12 protein-coding genes and 1 tRNA gene are annotated in these 15195 nt (G+C 67.7%); 9 read left to right on the plus strand and 4 right to left on the minus strand.

Annotated elements, in window-relative coordinates; genetic code table 11:
* Nucleotides 1-12: 12 nt before the first annotated feature.
* From ychF to ACO07J_RS22800, 4 genes are all read left to right on the plus strand, one after another.
* Entirely contained in the window at nucleotides 13-1110 is a 1098-nt protein-coding gene (ychF, locus tag ACO07J_RS22785; RefSeq protein ID WP_422033253.1) for a redox-regulated ATPase YchF, read from the plus strand.
* Nucleotides 1111-1480: 370 nt separating this feature from the next.
* Entirely contained in the window at nucleotides 1481-1861 is a 381-nt protein-coding gene (locus ACO07J_RS22790; protein ID WP_422033255.1) for a hypothetical protein, read from the plus strand.
* A gap of 149 nt (nucleotides 1862-2010) precedes the next feature.
* A tRNA-Ser gene (locus ACO07J_RS22795) sits at nucleotides 2011-2100 on the plus strand.
* 206 nt (nucleotides 2101-2306) lie between these two features.
* Nucleotides 2307-3452, plus strand: coding sequence for a lytic murein transglycosylase (locus tag ACO07J_RS22800; RefSeq protein ID WP_422033257.1), 1146 nt, complete (start codon nucleotides 2307-2309; stop codon nucleotides 3450-3452).
* Between the two features lie 59 nt (nucleotides 3453-3511).
* On the opposite strand, the gene ACO07J_RS22805 is transcribed toward ACO07J_RS22800, so the two are convergent.
* The 4 genes from ACO07J_RS22805 to ACO07J_RS22820 all read right to left on the minus strand — a co-directional run bounded on the left by ACO07J_RS22805 (nucleotide 3512) and on the right by ACO07J_RS22820 (nucleotide 7695).
* Entirely contained in the window at nucleotides 3512-4291 is a 780-nt protein-coding gene (locus tag ACO07J_RS22805) for an IclR family transcriptional regulator (protein ID WP_422033259.1), read from the minus strand.
* Nucleotides 4292-4305: 14 nt separating this feature from the next.
* On the minus strand, nucleotides 4306-5664 hold the full coding sequence (locus ACO07J_RS22810; RefSeq protein ID WP_422033261.1) for a TRAP transporter large permease: 1359 nt from the start codon (nucleotides 5662-5664) through the stop codon (nucleotides 4306-4308).
* 1 nt (nucleotide 5665) lies between these two features.
* The gene (locus tag ACO07J_RS22815; RefSeq protein WP_422033263.1) at nucleotides 5666-6334 is read right to left on the minus strand and encodes a TRAP transporter small permease; all 669 of its coding nucleotides are present in this window, start codon (nucleotides 6332-6334) and stop codon (nucleotides 5666-5668) included.
* A 125-nt stretch (nucleotides 6335-6459) separates the two neighbouring features.
* Entirely contained in the window at nucleotides 6460-7695 is a 1236-nt protein-coding gene (locus ACO07J_RS22820) for a TRAP transporter substrate-binding protein (RefSeq protein WP_422033265.1), read from the minus strand.
* Between the two features lie 117 nt (nucleotides 7696-7812).
* Between ACO07J_RS22820 and ACO07J_RS22825 the strand changes: the two genes are divergently transcribed.
* From ACO07J_RS22825 to ACO07J_RS22845, 5 genes are all read left to right on the plus strand, one after another.
* The gene (locus ACO07J_RS22825; protein WP_422033267.1) at nucleotides 7813-9441 is read left to right on the plus strand and encodes a GMC family oxidoreductase; all 1629 of its coding nucleotides are present in this window, start codon (nucleotides 7813-7815) and stop codon (nucleotides 9439-9441) included.
* Nucleotides 9442-9634: 193 nt separating this feature from the next.
* Nucleotides 9635-10672: a LacI family DNA-binding transcriptional regulator gene (locus ACO07J_RS22830; protein WP_422033269.1), complete on the plus strand. Its 1038-nt coding sequence runs from the start codon at nucleotides 9635-9637 to the stop codon at nucleotides 10670-10672.
* Nucleotides 10669-12036 (plus strand): FAD-dependent oxidoreductase, encoded by a 1368-nt coding sequence (locus tag ACO07J_RS22835; RefSeq protein WP_422033271.1) that lies wholly within the window; start codon nucleotides 10669-10671, stop codon nucleotides 12034-12036. The genes ACO07J_RS22830 and ACO07J_RS22835 overlap by 4 nt, the downstream gene beginning before the upstream one ends.
* Nucleotides 12033-13727, plus strand: coding sequence for a dihydroxy-acid dehydratase (locus tag ACO07J_RS22840; RefSeq protein ID WP_422033273.1), 1695 nt, complete (start codon nucleotides 12033-12035; stop codon nucleotides 13725-13727). Before ACO07J_RS22835 ends, ACO07J_RS22840 begins: the two co-directional genes overlap by 4 nt.
* Entirely contained in the window at nucleotides 13724-15190 is a 1467-nt protein-coding gene (locus ACO07J_RS22845) for an aldehyde dehydrogenase family protein (RefSeq protein WP_422033275.1), read from the plus strand. The genes ACO07J_RS22840 and ACO07J_RS22845 overlap by 4 nt, the downstream gene beginning before the upstream one ends.
* Nucleotides 15191-15195 lie beyond the last annotated feature (5 nt).

The raw sequence follows: 15195 nt of genomic DNA on the forward strand, positions 1-15195 counted from the left end.
GGAGGGCGCGAGATGGGTTTCAGGATGGGTATCGTGGGCTTGCCGAACGTGGGGAAATCCACGCTCTTCAACGCGCTCACCCGCACCGCCGCGGCGCAGGCCGCGAACTTCCCCTTCTGCACGATCGAGCCCAACGTGGGCGAGGTGGCCGTGCCGGATGCGCGGCTGGACAAGCTGGCCGAGATCGGCAAGTCGAAACAGGTGATCCCGACGCGGATGACCTTCGTCGATATCGCGGGGCTGGTGAAGGGTGCCAGCAAGGGTGAGGGGCTGGGTAACCAGTTCCTGGCCAATATTCGCGAGACGGATGCGATCGCCCATGTGCTGCGCTGTTTCGAGGATGGCGACGTGACCCACGTGGAGGGCCGTGTCGACCCGGTGGCGGATGCCGAGGTGATCGAGACCGAGCTGATGCTGGCCGACCTCGAGAGCATCGAGAAGCGGCGCGCGGGGCTGGTGCGCAAGCTGAAGGGCAACGACAAGGAGGCCGTGGTGCAGGACCGGCTTCTGGCGCAGGCGCAGGCGATGCTGGAAGAGGGCAAGCCCGCGCGGCTGGTGCAGGTGGGCGACGAGGACGCGAAGGCGTGGAAGAACCTGCAATTGCTGACGACGAAGCCCATTCTCTATGTCTGCAACGTCGACGAGGCGAGCGCGGCGGAGGGCAACGCCCATTCCGCGGCCGTGGCCGCGATGGCCGCCGAACAGGGCGCGGCGAGCGTGGTGATCTCGGCCCAGATCGAGGAGGAGATCAGCCAGCTCGACAGTGACGAGGCGGCGATGTTCCTCGAGGAGATGGGGCTGGAAGAAGCCGGGCTCGACCGGCTGATCCGGGCGGGCTACGACCTGTTGCACCTGCAGACCTATTTCACCGTCGGCCCCAAGGAAGCGCGCGCCTGGACCATCCGGCGCGGCACGCTGGCGCCGCAGGCGGCGGGGGTCATTCACGGCGATTTCGAGAAGGGCTTCATCCGGGCCGAGACCATTGCCTACGACGATTTCGTGGCGCTGGGCGGTGAGCAGGGGGCCAAGGACGCCGGCAAGATGCGGTCCGAGGGCAAGGGCTACCTCGTCAAGGATGGCGACGTGCTGCACTTCCTGTTCAACAACTGAGTTCGTCGAAATCCTAAAGCTTCGTTGTGGCCTGCGGACGGTGGTTTTTGCCGCCGTGTGGCGAATCATGCCGTGCGGCCCGGTTAACAAGGGGTTTCAGGGCCATTTCGGGATGTCGGTATAACGTCGGTATTTTGTCGGTATCGGGTCGGTGCGGGCGGCGGTGAAACCTGCAGTTGATGTGGCGTTCGGTGGGGGGTGGCGCGAGATGTTGGGGTGCGCGCAACAGGGGTAATGGGCCGGCTGGCGGAGGCCGGGGTGTCTCCCCGGTGACGCCACGGCATGCGGGCGCGGCGGCGGCGGCGGTCTATAGTGGCGACGGCGCGGGCGGGGCGGCCCCTGCCGCGCAAAGATGGCCCGAGAGGATGACATGACAGAGACCGCACCCTGGCTGATCCTGGCCTGTGCCCTGTTCAACCTGGCGTTCGGGGTGTTTCACCTGCTGTTCTGGCGCCTGCTGGGCTGGCCCGCGTCGCTGGCAGCGGCGGGCGGGCTCAACAGGGCCGTGACGCAGACGCTGAACCTGATGCTGTGCTACTGCTTCTTCGCGGTCGCGCTGGCGCTGGTGCTGGCCGGGGACGGGGCGGTAGGGCGCGGGCTGGCGCTGTTCGGCGCCGGGTTCTGGCTGTTGCGGGCGGTGCTTCAGCCCGTCTTCTTCCCGATGCGCCGCCGGTATTCGGCGGTCCTGCTTGCGGTGTTTGTCGCCGGGGTGGCGCTGCACGGCGCGGCCGGGCTGGGCCTGGACCCTTGAGCCGAAGGGTCCGCGCCGCATCGGACGCGCGGCCCGGAAGCGGCGCCTTGTCGTGTCAATTCAACGCGTTGGGGTGGATGAGGCCCCGAGACGCGGTTTTTTGATTTTCGCCTTGTAAGGCGGGGCATTGCCCGGCTATACGCGTCGGCGGAGACGTGGCCGAGTGGTCGAAGGCGCTCCCCTGCTAAGGGAGTAGACGGGAAACCGTCTCGAGGGTTCGAATCCCTTCGTCTCCGCCATTATTCCCAAATCGATGGTTCTTGCGGCCGTGGCCGTCGTTGCGTGGCGCGCGTGCGGATAGGACGGTCCTGGCGTTCAGCAGGTGGGCGCCGGTCGGGAACGGCCGAGTTGCAGGCCGGCCTGATTTGCGGTGTAACTGGGGTGAGTGAACCAAAGCTGCCCGTGGAACGAGCCTGTCATCAACCGCCGTAGGAGCCTTTGAAGCATGATCTTGTCGCGCCGTCAGTTCGGCCTTGGGGCCGCCATTCTCAGCCTTTCAGCCTGTGGCGGTGTCGGTGGCATCCGGACGGAGGGTACCGGTGAGTCCGACGCGCTGCCCGCGGATCTTCGGCCTGTGCCCAACGCGGGCTACGATGCGTGGGTCGCGTCGTTCCGGGGCCGGGCCGCGCAGCAGGGGATCAGCCAGGCGACGCTGGATGCGGCGTTCCGTGGCACGGGCTATCTGCCCGGTGTCATCGAGCGGGATCGCAACCAGACCGAATTCAAGCGCAGCCTCGAGGATTATCTTTCGATCGCCGCCTCGGAGGAGCGTGTGAGGCAGGGGCGGGCGGCCTTGGCGCGGGAACGCGCGACGCTGAGCGCGATCGAAGCCCGGTACGGTGTCGACGCTGAAATCGTGACGGCCGTCTGGGGGCTGGAAAGTTTCTATGGCACGCGGCGGGGCAACGTGCCGGTGATCTCGGCCACCTCGACGCTGGCCTATGACGGGCGGCGTGGCGCGTTTTTCGAAAAGCAGCTGCTTGCCGCCCTGCGCATTCTGCAGAACGGGGACGTGACCCCGGCGCGGATGACCGGAAGCTGGGCCGGGGCCATGGGCCACACGCAGTTCATTCCGACCTCCTACCAGGCGTTTGCCGTGGATTTCACCGGGGACGGGCGCCGGGATATCTGGTCGGATGATCCGTCCGATGCGCTGGCCTCTGCGGCGGCCTATCTGTCACGCAACGGCTGGACCCGCGGCCAGCGCTGGGGGCGCGTGGCGCCTGCGGGCACGCCGGGCCGCGTGGTGCAGCCCCAGCCGGGTGGACCGCGGTTCGCGGTCAACAGCAATTTCCAGGTGATCAAGCGGTACAACAATTCCGACGCCTATGCGATCGGCGTGGGGCACCTGGCGGATCGGATCGGTGGCGCGGGCCCGCTCGAGGCACAGTTTCCGCCGGATGCCAACGGGCTGACGAAGGAAGACCGGATCGCGCTGCAGCGGGGTCTCACCCGGCGCGGGTTCGACACGGGCAGCGCCGATGGCGTGATCGGTCCCGATACGCGCGAGGCTCTGCGGCGGTATCAGGCGAGCCGCGGACTGCCGGTGACGGGGGAGCCGTCGGTGGAGATTTTGCGCGGTCTCAGGTGAGCCTGCCGGCGCCTGTCTGACGCGGCGTTGACGGGTCAGGGCGCCTTTTCCAGAAAGGATCAGGTCGGTTCGGTTTCGGAGACGAGGTTGGAGAGGTCTTTCGCGGCCTGTCTCAGGGCGTCGAGATATTCCAGGGCGCGGGGGATGTCGAAGCGCTGGGACGGGGCGTGGAAGGAGAGGGTGGCCATCAGGCGCCCGTTGGTGTCCTGGATCGGGACGGCCAGCGCGATCATGTCTTCCATGAATTCCTCGCGGTCGAGGGCGTAGCCCGTCTTGCGGACCTCGGCGATCTCGTCGAAGAGCGCGGCCGCGTCGGTGATGGTGTTGGGGGTCCGGCGGGCAAGGTCGGTGGCGTCGAGATAGGTTTTCAGGTGGTTGGTGGCGAGCGAGCTGAGATACATCTTGCCGCTGGCCGTGCAGTAGAAAGGCACGCGCGTGCCGATGGGGAGCTGGATGCGCAGCGGCCATTCGGTTTCGACCCGTTCAAGATAGGTCATGCAGTCGCGGTCGGGCAGGGCGATGTTGCAGGTCTCGCCGATCTCGCGGCTGATCCGCTGGAGCACGGCCTGGCGGGCCGTGCGGATGCGCAGGGAGGAGAGGATGCCGCCTGCCATGGTGCGCAGCCGGGGGCCGGGGGAGTAGGTGCGTCCGTCCATGTCGCGCTGGAGGAAGCCTTCCTCCTCGAGCGTGTTGAAGAGGCGGTGGATGGTGGGCTTGGGCAGGCCGATCTGGGCGTTGACCTCGGTCGGGGTCACCGGGACGCCGGCGCTGGCGATCTGTTCGATCACCATCAGCAGCCTCAGGTTCGTCGGGATCGACCCGGATTTTTCCCCATCCATCGTTCAGGTCTTCTTCATCGTTGCGGCAGCAGCACGGTCGAGAGGGCCGGGACGAGGGCCACGATGATCCAGACCGCGATCAGGGCAATAAGGTAGACGAGGGAATACCGCAACAGCCGGAAATAGGGCACGCCTGTCACGCCGGAGGCCACGTAGAGGTTGAGGCCGTAGGGCGGCGTGATGAAGCCGATCGAAGCGCCGACGAGGAAGATGACGGCGAATTGCACCGGTTCGACGCCGACCGAGTGGGCCACGGGGGCGAGGATCGGGGCGAGGATGATGGTCACCGGCAGGCTTTCCAGCACCATGCCGAGGACGAAGACGATGGCCATCGAGGTGAAGAGCACCGCGTGGTAGCCGCCCATGGAGGTGACGAAATCGCCGATCGCCTGCTGGGCGCCGAGGACCGAGAGGATCTGTTGCATGACGACAGAGACGGCGATGAGTGGGGCGAGGATACCGGTGATCTGCGCCGAGCGCATGGTGATCGAGGGCAGTTCCAGCGGGCCGAAGCCGTGGACGACCAGCATTTCGGAGATGGATTTGTCGGACACATCCTTGTCCTTGTGCCCGCCGATGAGCCGGTGGATGGGCAGGCAGAGGAAGCCCACGATGACGCAGAAGCCGACGGTGACGCCCGCCGCCTCGGTCGGGGAGAACTTGCCGGTGTAGATGCCCCAGAGCACGAGGCCGATGGCGAAGAAGCCGAGCCAGGCGCCCACCGCCGTCTTGATCACGCGCAGCGGGCTGAGGGCGATGAGGTGGCCCCAGCCGTTCTTCCAGCAGACGAGGAAGCAGGCGATCATCATTCCGCCCACCATCATCGCGCCCGGGATGATGCCGGCCACGAACAGCTCGGAGATCGGCAGGTTGAGGAGGAAGCCGTAGACGATGAAGATGATCGAGGGCGGGATGATGATGCCCACGGTGCCGCCCGCCGCCGCGGTGGCGGCCGAGAAGCGTTCGTCGTAGCCGCCCTTGACCATCTCGGGATGCAGCATCGAGCCGATGGTGGCCGTGGTGGCGGAGTTCGAGCCGGAGATCGCCGCGAAGAGCCCGCAGGCGCCCAGCGCGGCCATGGCGAGCCCGCCGCGGATCCAGCCCAGGCAGGCATAGGCGAAATCGGAGAGCCGCCGGGCGATGCCCGAGCGGTTGATCAGGTCGCCGGTGAGGATGAAGAGCGGCATGGCGAGAAGCGCGAAGCCGTCGGTGAAGACGTCGGCCAGCGCCGCGCCGATATTGTCGAGCGGCATGCCCAGCAGGAAGGACATGCCGATCACCCAGTAGCCGATCACGAGGAAGACCGGTACGCCGAGCATGAACAGGAACGTCACCCCGATCGAGATGAGCGTGATGATCATCGGGTCGCTCATGTCAGTCTCCTCCGATCACGGCCTGGCGCAGGAGCGGCGCGCCGCTGCGGTAATTGGCAAAGTCTTCGATCAGGTTCTCGAGCACGCGGGCCACCAGCACGGTGAAGGCGAGCGGCACCGAGATCAGGAACCACCATTGCATGATGTTGTCGGTGCCCAACATGATCTGGAAGTTCGAGGCGGAGTTGGCGACGACCCGGGTGGAGGTGACCACGACGACCCAGGAGAAGCCGATCCAGAGTGCCGCGTCGAGCAGCAGGCAGGCCATCTGGCCTGTGCGCGGCATGGCGGTGCGGAACTCGGCGAAGGCGAGGTGGGTGCGCAGCTTGACGTTATAGCTGCAGCCGAACCACGTCATGATCAGGAACAGGAAGGGCGGCAGGGTGGTCGACCACGGCGCCTGTTCCGACAGGACGAAGCGGCGGAAGACCTCGACGAAGATGATGCCGCCGATGGCGAGGTAGGAGACGACCATGACGGTGGATTCGAAATTGCGCTCGAACCAGGGGCTGAGGCGGTAGAGGAGGAGGATCAGGATCGCCGCCGCCAGCATCGCGGCCAGCCCCAGCGGCCAGACGGCCGGGGCGCGCATCGCCTCGCTCAGCATCCATGAATCGCCTTCGGCGAGGGCGCTGAAAATCTCGCCTGCGCCGTCGAACCAGCCGGTCATTGCCTGTTCCTCCTGTCGGGTCGCGGTATGGGTCGCGGGGTGCCTGCGCGGTCTTGGATGCCGCGTGTGCGGGGGCGGGCCGCCGGGATCGGCTGGCGGCCCGCGCCGGGTTCAACGATAGCCGGTTATGCCGAGCGCCACCAGCGGCGGGGCTCGACGTTCTCGGGCTTGGTATCCTGCGGAATCTGACGCGCGACGTCGTAGATTTCCTGGTAGGTGTCGTGGCCGCCGGACCAGTTGTTGAGCCGCTCGCGCCACTGCGCCCAGGGTTCGGGGTTGTACTCGGGCGAGCACATCTCCTCGGCCATCTTGATCTGGTCGTCGGGAAGGAAGGCCGGGCGCACGTTTTCCTTGACGAAGATCGTGTCGGGAAGCTGCGGGTCGGAGAAGCCGACGGTCTTGACCAGCGCGGCCTCGTTCGCGGCCTGCACGTGGGCCTGGGCCCAGTAGGCGGATTCCATGATCGCGTCCTGCAGGTGCGGCTCCATGCTGTCGAAGACCTTGGCGGACATCGAGGTGTGTTCGGTGCCGCAGAAGAACTTCAGGTCGACCGACTGGCTGACCGCCGGCGCCATGTTGGCATAGGCCACGGCCGAGGCCCATGTCTCGGCCCCGTCGATCAGGCCCTGCTTGAGGCCGTCGAGCGTTTCCTCCCACGCCACGGGCACGGGGTTGAGGTTGAGAAGCTGCATGGCGATGCGGCCCAGCTGGGTGCCGGTGACGCGGTTCTTGGTGCCGAACAGTTCCTCGAGCTTGGTGACGGTGGGCTTGTCGGCGAAGGTCTGGCCCATCTGCAGGCCGCGGAGTTCGCAATGGCTGAAGAGGAATTTCAGGCCGTGGCGTTTTTCCAGCGGCTCGCGCAGGAGCTTCATCGATTCCGGGCTGTAGAGGAAATGGTACTGCGAGGCCCGGGTGGGGAACATGTAGGCGTAGTCGAGCACGTTGAGATAGGGCGCGCCGCCGGCCGAGTTCTGGGTGGAGGCGGCGTACATGTCGACCACGCCGAGCTGGGTTTTCTCGACGCAGGAGAGCTGGCCGCAGATCTGGTTGTCGCCGATGAACTCGACGCGGATCTCGCCCTCGGTGCGTTCCTCGAGGTCGCGGCAGAATTCCAGCGCGCCCATGCGTTCGATCAGCAGGTTGCGGGCGTTGAAGCCCGAGGCGCCCATCTTGAGCGTGTGCTTGGCTTCCTTGGCGAAGCGTTTCTCGTAGGTGCTTTCGGCGGCCTTGGCCAGCGAGGACAGGCTGGCCGCCCCTGTGAACGCCCCTGCGCCCAGCAGCACCGACGACATGCCGAACTGTCCCGACAACCGGAACAGATCCCGGCGGGTGATCCCGCTCAGGGCATTGGATACTTTCATGGTCTCCTCCCACGTTGCGTATTTTTGATACTTGCAGTCTCAATATTGGTCGACCTATGTTCGATCTGGCAAGAGAAATCTTTTCTCTGCCCAATGATTGGAGGAGGTCGCCCGGAAATGCCCGAATTGTCAGCGGATTACGTGATTGTCGGTGCTGGCTCGGCGGGCTGTGTTCTGGCGAATCGGCTGTCGGCCGACCCGTCGATCAAGGTCGTGCTGATGGAAGCGGGCGGGCGGGACTGGAACCCGTGGATCCATATTCCGGTGGGGTATTTCAAGACCATGCACAACCCGTCGGTCGACTGGTGCTACCGGACCGAGCCGGACCCGGGGCTGAACGGCCGGCGGCTGGACTGGCCGCGGGGAAAAGTGCTGGGCGGGTCGTCGTCGCTGAACGGGTTGCTGTACGTGCGGGGGCAGCCGCAGGATTACGACCGCTGGCAGCAGATGGGCAACCCCGGCTGGGGCTGGGACGACGTGCTGCCGCTGTTCAAGCGGTCGGAGCGGCAGGAGCGGGGCGCCGACGAGTTTCACGGGGACCAGGGCCCGCTGTCGGTGTCGAACATGCGGCTGCAGCGGCCGATCTGCGATGCGTGGGTCGCGGCGGCGCAGGAGGCGGGGTATCCGTTCAACCCGGATTACAACGGGGCGCAACAGGAGGGGGTGGGGTATTTCCAGCTGACCGCGCGCAACGGGCGGCGGTGTTCGAGCGCGGTGGCGTTCCTGAACCCGGTCAAGGCGCGGCCGAACCTGACTGTGCTGACGAAGGCGGCGGCGAGCCGGATCGTGTTCGAGGGCAGCCGGGCCGTGGGCGTGGCCTATCGCGACAAGGCGGGGCAGGAGCATGTCGTCAAGGCGGGGGCGGAAGTGATCCTGTCCTCGGGCGCGATCGGGTCGCCTCAGTTGCTGATGGTGTCGGGGATCGGCGAGGCGGAGCAGCTGCGCGAGCACGGGATCGAGGTGCGCCGGGATGTTCGGGCCGTGGGCAAGAACATGCAGGATCACCTGCAGGCGCGGCTGGTGTTCAAGTGCAACGAGCCGACACTGAACGACGAGGTGCGCAGCCTGTTCAACCAGGCGCGGATCGCGGTGAAATACGCGATGTTCCGCTCTGGCCCGATGGCGATGGCGGCGAGCCTTGCGACCGGGTTCCTGCGGACGGGCGCGCATGTGGAGACGCCGGATATCCAGTTCCACGTGCAGCCCTGGTCGGCGGACAGCCCCGGGGCGGGGGTGCATCCGTTTTCCGCCTTTACCATGTCGGTCTGCCAGTTGCGGCCCGAGAGCCGGGGGGAGATCCGGCTGGCGGGGGCGGATGCGCGGGTCTACCCGACGATCCATCCGAATTACCTGTCGACCGAGGCCGATTGCCGGACGATCGTGGAGGGCATCAACATCGCCCGGCGGATTGCCCGGTGCGAGCCGCTGAAGCACAAGATTTCCGAGGAGTTCCGGCCGGACGCGTCGCTCGACATGGATGATTACGAGGGCACGCTCGACTGGGCGCGGAACAACTCGACGACGATCTATCACCCCACCGGGACGTGCCGGATGGGGCCGGGCCCCGATGCGGTGGTCGATGCGCGGCTGCGGGTGCATGGGGTGGCCGGGCTGCGGGTGGCGGATTGCTCGATCATGCCCGAGATCGTGTCGGGCAATACCAACGCCCCGGCGATCATGATCGGCGAGAAGGCCTCGGACATGATCCTCGAGGACCGGAAGGCGGGCGTTACGGCGGGCTCTTGAGACGGGCGGTGCCGGTAAGGGGCTGAGTTCACTCCAGAAATGATGGGACGGGCACGGGGCCCGCGCGGGCTGTTGCGGCGGCCCCCGTGGCGTAGCGGTCGGGGGCATGTACCGGCCGTGGGGTCTCTTTTCCATTGAATGACTACGTAATCATAGCTTAGATGCAATAAATGATGATTCGGAATCAGTGTTCATGAAAACGAAATCAACTGCCACGAGCAAAGACCTTGCGCTGGCTGCCGGCGTGTCGCAGGCGACGGTGTCGCGGGTGTTCCGGGGCGAGGAGAACGTGAATGCCGAGACGCGGCAGCGGGTGCTGGATGCCGCGAAGCTGATCGATTACCGGCCGAACGCGCTGGCACGGGCGATGCGCACCAGCCGGCTTGGCGTGATCGGGGTGGTGGTCGCCCGGCTGAGCAACCCGCTTTACACGGAAATCCTTTGCGCGCTGAACGAGGTGCTGGCGCACAAGGGCCTCAAGGTTGTGCTGTGGGACACGGAGGGCACCGGTGAGGTGGCGGCGATCGACGCGATCAGCCAGTCGCTGGTGGACGGGCTGATCTTTGCGGCGGTGACGCGGAATTCGCCGGTTCTGCACGAGGCGATCCGGGCGTCGGCGCCGCTGGTGCTGATCAACCGGACGATCGACGATCTAAGCTGTGACCAGGTGTCGAGCGACAACCATGCCGGCGGCCGCGCGGTGGCGTCGTACCTGCTGGACCATGGCAAGCGGCGGATCGGTTTCATCAGCGGCTCGCTGGACGTGAGCACGGTGCGCGACCGCGAGGCCGGGTTCCTGGAGGCGATGGCGGAGCGGGGGCACGAGATCGAGACCTCGATGATCCGCCGGGTGCCGTTCTCGCATGAAAGCGGGCGGTCGGCGATGCAGTCGCTGCTGGACCTGTCGGACCCGCCGGACGCGGTGTTCTGTGCCAACGACCTGCTGGCGCTGGGGGCGCTGGACGGGGCGTATGAACGCGACTGTCGGGTGCCGGAGGATTGCTGGATCATGGGGTTCGACGATGTCGAGCAGGCGTCGTGGTCGACGCTGTCGCTGACCACGGTGCGCCAGCCGGTGCAGAAGATCGTCGAGGACGGGGTGAACCTGTTGCTTGAACGGCTGGCGGAGCCAGCGCTGGAACCGCGCCGCATCGTGCATCCGGTCGACCTGATGATCCGGCGCAGCACCGCGAGGGCGCGGCTGGGCGCGAAGGACGAGGCGAAGACATGACGCATGTGACCGAACCCGAGCGGCGGACCGAGATCCGTGACCGCGTCGACGTTCTGGTGGTGGGCGGTGGATCGGCCGGGATCGCCGCCGCCGTCGCCGCGGCGCGGACCGGCGCGCGGGTGATGCTGGTGGAGCGGATGGGGTTCCTGGGCGGGACGCTGACGGCGGTCACGCTGGGCAGTATCTGCGGGCTTTACGGGCTTGACGGCGGGCGCGTGCAGCGGCTGGTGCGCGGGTTGGCGGACGAGATCATCGAGCGGCTCAGGGCGCGGGGCGGGGCCGCCGCGCCCAAGGTGTGGTTGCAGACCGCGTCGCTGCCCTATCACCCGGAGCCGATGAAGCGGGTCGCCGACGACATGCTGCGCGAGGCAGGTGTCGCGGTGCGGTTCCATTCTCTGGCGGTCGAGGTGCTGAAGCGCGACGGGCGGGTGAACGGGGCGGTTTTCGAGTCGATCGACGGGCGCTGGGCCGTTGAGGCGGGCGTTGTCGTCGATGCCAGCGGCGACGGGCAGATTGCCGCGCTGGCCGGGGCGGAATGGGCCTGCGACGTGGAGGATCTGCAGTTTCCGACGACGATGATCCGGTTTGGCGGGGTCGATACGCGCAAGGTCGAGGAGACGGACCGGGCGGCACTGCACGGCTATCTCGAGGCGGCGGTGGCGGCGGGGTTCGACCTGCCGCGCACGGCGGGCGGGATCTTTGCCTTCAACGAGGCGGTGGTGCACCTGAACATCACCCGGATCGAGCAGGATGGCCGGGCGCCCAACCCGCTGGACGTGGCGGAGATGAGCGCGGCGGAGGCCAATGGCCGGCGGATGGCGGAGCTGTACCTGGAGGCGTTCCGGGCGCATGTGCAGGGCTATCGCGATGCGTGGCTGCTGGATACCGGCACGCAGATCGGCGTGCGCGAGAGCCGGCGGGTGACCGGGGATCACATGCTGACCGAGGAGGAGGTGCTGGGCGGGGCGCGGTTCGCCGATGCCATCGGCGCCTGTGCGTGGCCGGTCGAGGAGCATGGCGCCGACCGGGCGACGCGCTGGGTCTGGCTGCCGGACGGGAGTTACTACCAGATCCCGTGGCGCTGCCTGTTGCCGCGGGGCATCGACGGGCTGGTGATGGCCGGGCGCTGCGTGTCGGCGACCCATGTGGCGCAGGCGTCGCTTCGGGTGGCGGGCACCTGCTTTGCCATGGGCGAGGCGGCGGGGATTGGCGCGGCACTGGCAACGGAGCGGCATGGCGGTGACCTGCGTGCGCTGGACGTTCAGGCGTTGCGGGCAGAGCTGGCGGAGCGGGGGGCGTACCTGGGCGATGGTTCGCCGGAGTGTTTCGTGCCGGGCGAGCCCGAGCTGGAGGGCGCGCAATGAGGAAGCTGAGGAGCAATTTCGCCGAGGGCAGCACGCTCTGGGCGCTGCGGCGGGCGCAGTGGACCGCGCTGGGGATCGACGAGGCGGACATGGCGAAGCCCAAGATCGCCGTGATCAACACGTCGTCGGAGCTGTCGAGCTGTTTCTCGCATCTCGACCGGGTGGCCGAGGCCGTGAGCGCCGCGATCCGCGAGGCCGGGGGGCTGCCCTTCGTGGTCAAGACGACCGCGCCCAGCGATTTCATCCACTGCGCGGGCTCGTCGGGGAGTTACATCCTGCCGTCGCGCGACCTCGTGGTGAACGATATCGAGGTGTCGGTCGAGGGGCCGCAGCTTGATGCGATGGTGTGCCTTGCCTCCTGCGACAAGACGGCGCCGGCGCAGCTCATGGCGGCGGCGCGGCTGGATATTCCGACGCTGCTGGTGATCGGCGGGTACCAGGCCTGTGGCGCGCTCAATGGCGAGACGGTGGATATCGAGGATGTGTTCGAGAGCGTCGGCAAGCTGGGTACGGGCGAGCTGAGCGTGGCGGATATCGAGTGCATGTCGCGGGTGGCGGTGGCGGGGCCGGGGGTTTGTGCCGGGATGGGCACCGCGAACTCGATGCATATCATGAGCGAGGCGCTGGGGATGACCCTGCCCGGCAGCGCGCCGATCGCGGCGGAAAGCAAGCGGATGTACGAGCGCGCCCGCGCGGCGGGGCGGCGGATCGTCGAGATGGTCGACGAGGATCTGCGGCCATCGGCGATCCTGACGCCCGAGGCGTTCCGGAATGCCGCGGCGGTGGCGATGGCGCTGAGCACGTCGATCAACGTCATGCGCCATTTGCAGGCGGTGGCCGAGGAAGGCCGGGTGCCGGTCGATATCTACGATGTGTTTGCCGGGCTTGACGGAAAGGTGCCAGTGCTGTGCGCGATCAAGCCGAACGGCGACGGGCGGATCGAGGATCTCGATGCCGCGGGCGGCACGCTGGCGGTGATGAGCCGGCTGCGCGGGTTGCTGGACGAGGCCTGCGTGGGCGTGGACGGGCAGAGCCTTGGGGCGCGGCTGGATGCGGCCGGGGTGGCCGAGGGCGGCGCGGTGGCGTCGGTGGGCCGGCCGGTGGCGGAGGGGCCGTCGCTGATGGTGCTGAAGGGGAACCTGGCGCCGGAAGGGGCGATCATGAAGCTGGGGACCGGGGCGTATCAGGGCCTCGTGTTCGAAGGGCCGGCGCGGGTGTTCGAGACCCAGCAGGCGGCGCTTGATGCGCTGGAGGCGGGCGAGATCCGGGAGGGTGACGTCGTGGTGCTGCGCGGGCTGGGGGCGTTGGGCGGGCCGGGCGTGGCCTCGGCCTCGTGGTTCGCGGCGGCGTTGGCGGGCAGTGCGCTGGCGGGGCGCGTGGCGCTGGTGACGGACGGGCAATTGTCGGGGCTGAACCGGGGGATCGTTGTCGGGCAGGTCATGCCGGAGGCGGCGATGGACGGGCCGCTGGGCCTGGTGGCGGATGGCGACCCGATCCGGATCGATATCGCGGCACGGGTGGTCGACCTGGACGTGCCGGAGGCCGAGCTGGCCCGGCGGAGGAGCGGCGGGCGGCCAAAGCTGAAGATGCGGGATGGCTGGCTGGGGTTCTACCAGCAGCTTGTGACGCCGCTCAGCCGGGGGGGAATCCTTCGGCCCGGGCGCGAAGCCTCGGAGGAGGGGAAACGATGACGGCGCATTTCGATTTCACGCAGAAGCCCTGGCCGCTGTTGATCGGCGGGCGGGAAAGCGCGGCCGAGAGCGGGCGGATGTTCGAGACGCTGGACCCGTCGACGGGCACCGTGCTGGCGCGGGTGGCCGATGGCGGGGCAGAAGATGCCGACCGGGCGATCGCAGCGGCACGGGAGGGGTTCGAGACCGGCTGGGGCACGCTGACGCCCAAGGCGCGGTCGCGGCACCTGATGCGGTTTGCCGACGCGATCCGGGCGCGGGCCGAGGCGTTTGCCTGGGCCGAGACGCTGGATGTGGGGCGGCCGATCGCGATCACCTCGACCGAGATGGAGGGGCTGGCGGATTCGGTGGAATATTACGCCGGTATCCTGCTGGGCCTGTCGGGGGAGACGCTGAACGTTTCGGACCCGACGCTTGCGGATTTCACCCTGCGCGAGCCGATCGGGATGTGCGGGCTGATCACGCCGTGGAATTACCCGGCGCTGCTGGCGGTGCTGAAGATCGCGCCGGCGCTGGCGGCGGGGAACACGGCGGTGCTGAAACCGTCGGAGGTGACGCCGGTGTCGTCGGCGCTGCTGGCGGAATGCGCGCTGGAGGCGGATCTGCCGCCCGGCACGCTGAACGTGGTGCATGGCGGGGCCGAGCCGGGGATGCGGCTGGTGACACATCCGGACGTGGGCAAGATCTCGTTCACCGGCGGCACGGTCACCGGGCAGCGCATCTTCGAGGCGGCGGCCAAGGGCATGAAGCGGATGACGCTGGAGCTGGGTGGCAAGTCGCCGCTGCTGGTGATGGAGGATGCCGATATCGGCGCCGCGGTGGAGGCGGCGTTTACCGACAACGTGCGCAATTCCGGGCAGGTCTGTGCGGCCTGCACGCGGCTGATCGTGCAGCGGTCGGTGCATGACGATTTCGTCGCGGAGCTGGAGGCGCGGTTGCGCGGGGTGCGCGTCGGGCGGGCGCAGGACCCTGAGACGCAGATGGGCCCTGTGGTCAGCGCGGCGCAGCGCGACCGGATCGTGGGCTGCATGGAAGCGGCGGAGCGGGAGGGGGCGGAGCTGCGGCGGTATGTCGACCTGGATGGGCGGGACGACCTTGAGGGCGGTTATTTCCTGTCGCCCGCGCTGATCCTGAACGCCCGCGCCGGGATGAGCACGACGCGCGAGGAGATCTTCGGCCCGGTGCAGAGCGTTCTGTCCTTCGACACCGAGGAAGAGGGCATCGCAATGGCCAATGACACGGAATACGGCCTCGCCGCCGCGGTGTTCACCCGCGACAGCGGCCGGGCGATGCGCGCGGCCCGCCAGATACGGGCCGGCACGGTCTGCATCAACGCGGGCCGGAAGGTTTCGGTAGACGCCCCGTTCGGCGGCTTCCGGATGAGCGGGTTCGGCAAGGAGCGCGGGAAGGATGCGCTGCTGGACGATACCCAGTTGAAGAACGTCCGCTATGCCCTGGACTGAGAGGA

The sequence above is a fragment of the Roseovarius sp. genome, assembly GCF_965228755.1.
In the GTDB taxonomy this organism is placed as follows: domain Bacteria; phylum Pseudomonadota; class Alphaproteobacteria; order Rhodobacterales; family Rhodobacteraceae; genus Roseovarius.

Excerpts from the sequence above, each read along its gene's own strand:
- ychF (WP_422033253.1), top strand. The coding sequence starts at position 13 with ATGGGTTTCAGGATGGGTATCGTGGGCTTGCCGAACGTGGGGAAATCC.
- ACO07J_RS22790 (WP_422033255.1), top strand. The coding sequence starts at position 1,481 with ATGACAGAGACCGCACCCTGGCTGATCCTGGCCTGTGCCCTGTTCAAC.
- ACO07J_RS22800 (WP_422033257.1), top strand. The coding sequence starts at position 2,307 with ATGATCTTGTCGCGCCGTCAGTTCGGCCTTGGGGCCGCCATTCTCAGC.
- ACO07J_RS22805 (WP_422033259.1), bottom strand. The coding sequence starts at position 4,291 with ATGGATGGGGAAAAATCCGGGTCGATCCCGACGAACCTGAGGCTGCTG.
- ACO07J_RS22810 (WP_422033261.1), bottom strand. The coding sequence starts at position 5,664 with ATGAGCGACCCGATGATCATCACGCTCATCTCGATCGGGGTGACGTTC.
- ACO07J_RS22815 (WP_422033263.1), bottom strand. The coding sequence starts at position 6,334 with ATGACCGGCTGGTTCGACGGCGCAGGCGAGATTTTCAGCGCCCTCGCC.
- ACO07J_RS22820 (WP_422033265.1), bottom strand. The coding sequence starts at position 7,695 with ATGAAAGTATCCAATGCCCTGAGCGGGATCACCCGCCGGGATCTGTTC.
- ACO07J_RS22825 (WP_422033267.1), top strand. The coding sequence starts at position 7,813 with ATGCCCGAATTGTCAGCGGATTACGTGATTGTCGGTGCTGGCTCGGCG.
- ACO07J_RS22830 (WP_422033269.1), top strand. The coding sequence starts at position 9,635 with ATGAAAACGAAATCAACTGCCACGAGCAAAGACCTTGCGCTGGCTGCC.
- ACO07J_RS22835 (WP_422033271.1), top strand. The coding sequence starts at position 10,669 with ATGACGCATGTGACCGAACCCGAGCGGCGGACCGAGATCCGTGACCGC.
- ACO07J_RS22840 (WP_422033273.1), top strand. The coding sequence starts at position 12,033 with ATGAGGAAGCTGAGGAGCAATTTCGCCGAGGGCAGCACGCTCTGGGCG.
- ACO07J_RS22845 (WP_422033275.1), top strand. The coding sequence starts at position 13,724 with ATGACGGCGCATTTCGATTTCACGCAGAAGCCCTGGCCGCTGTTGATC.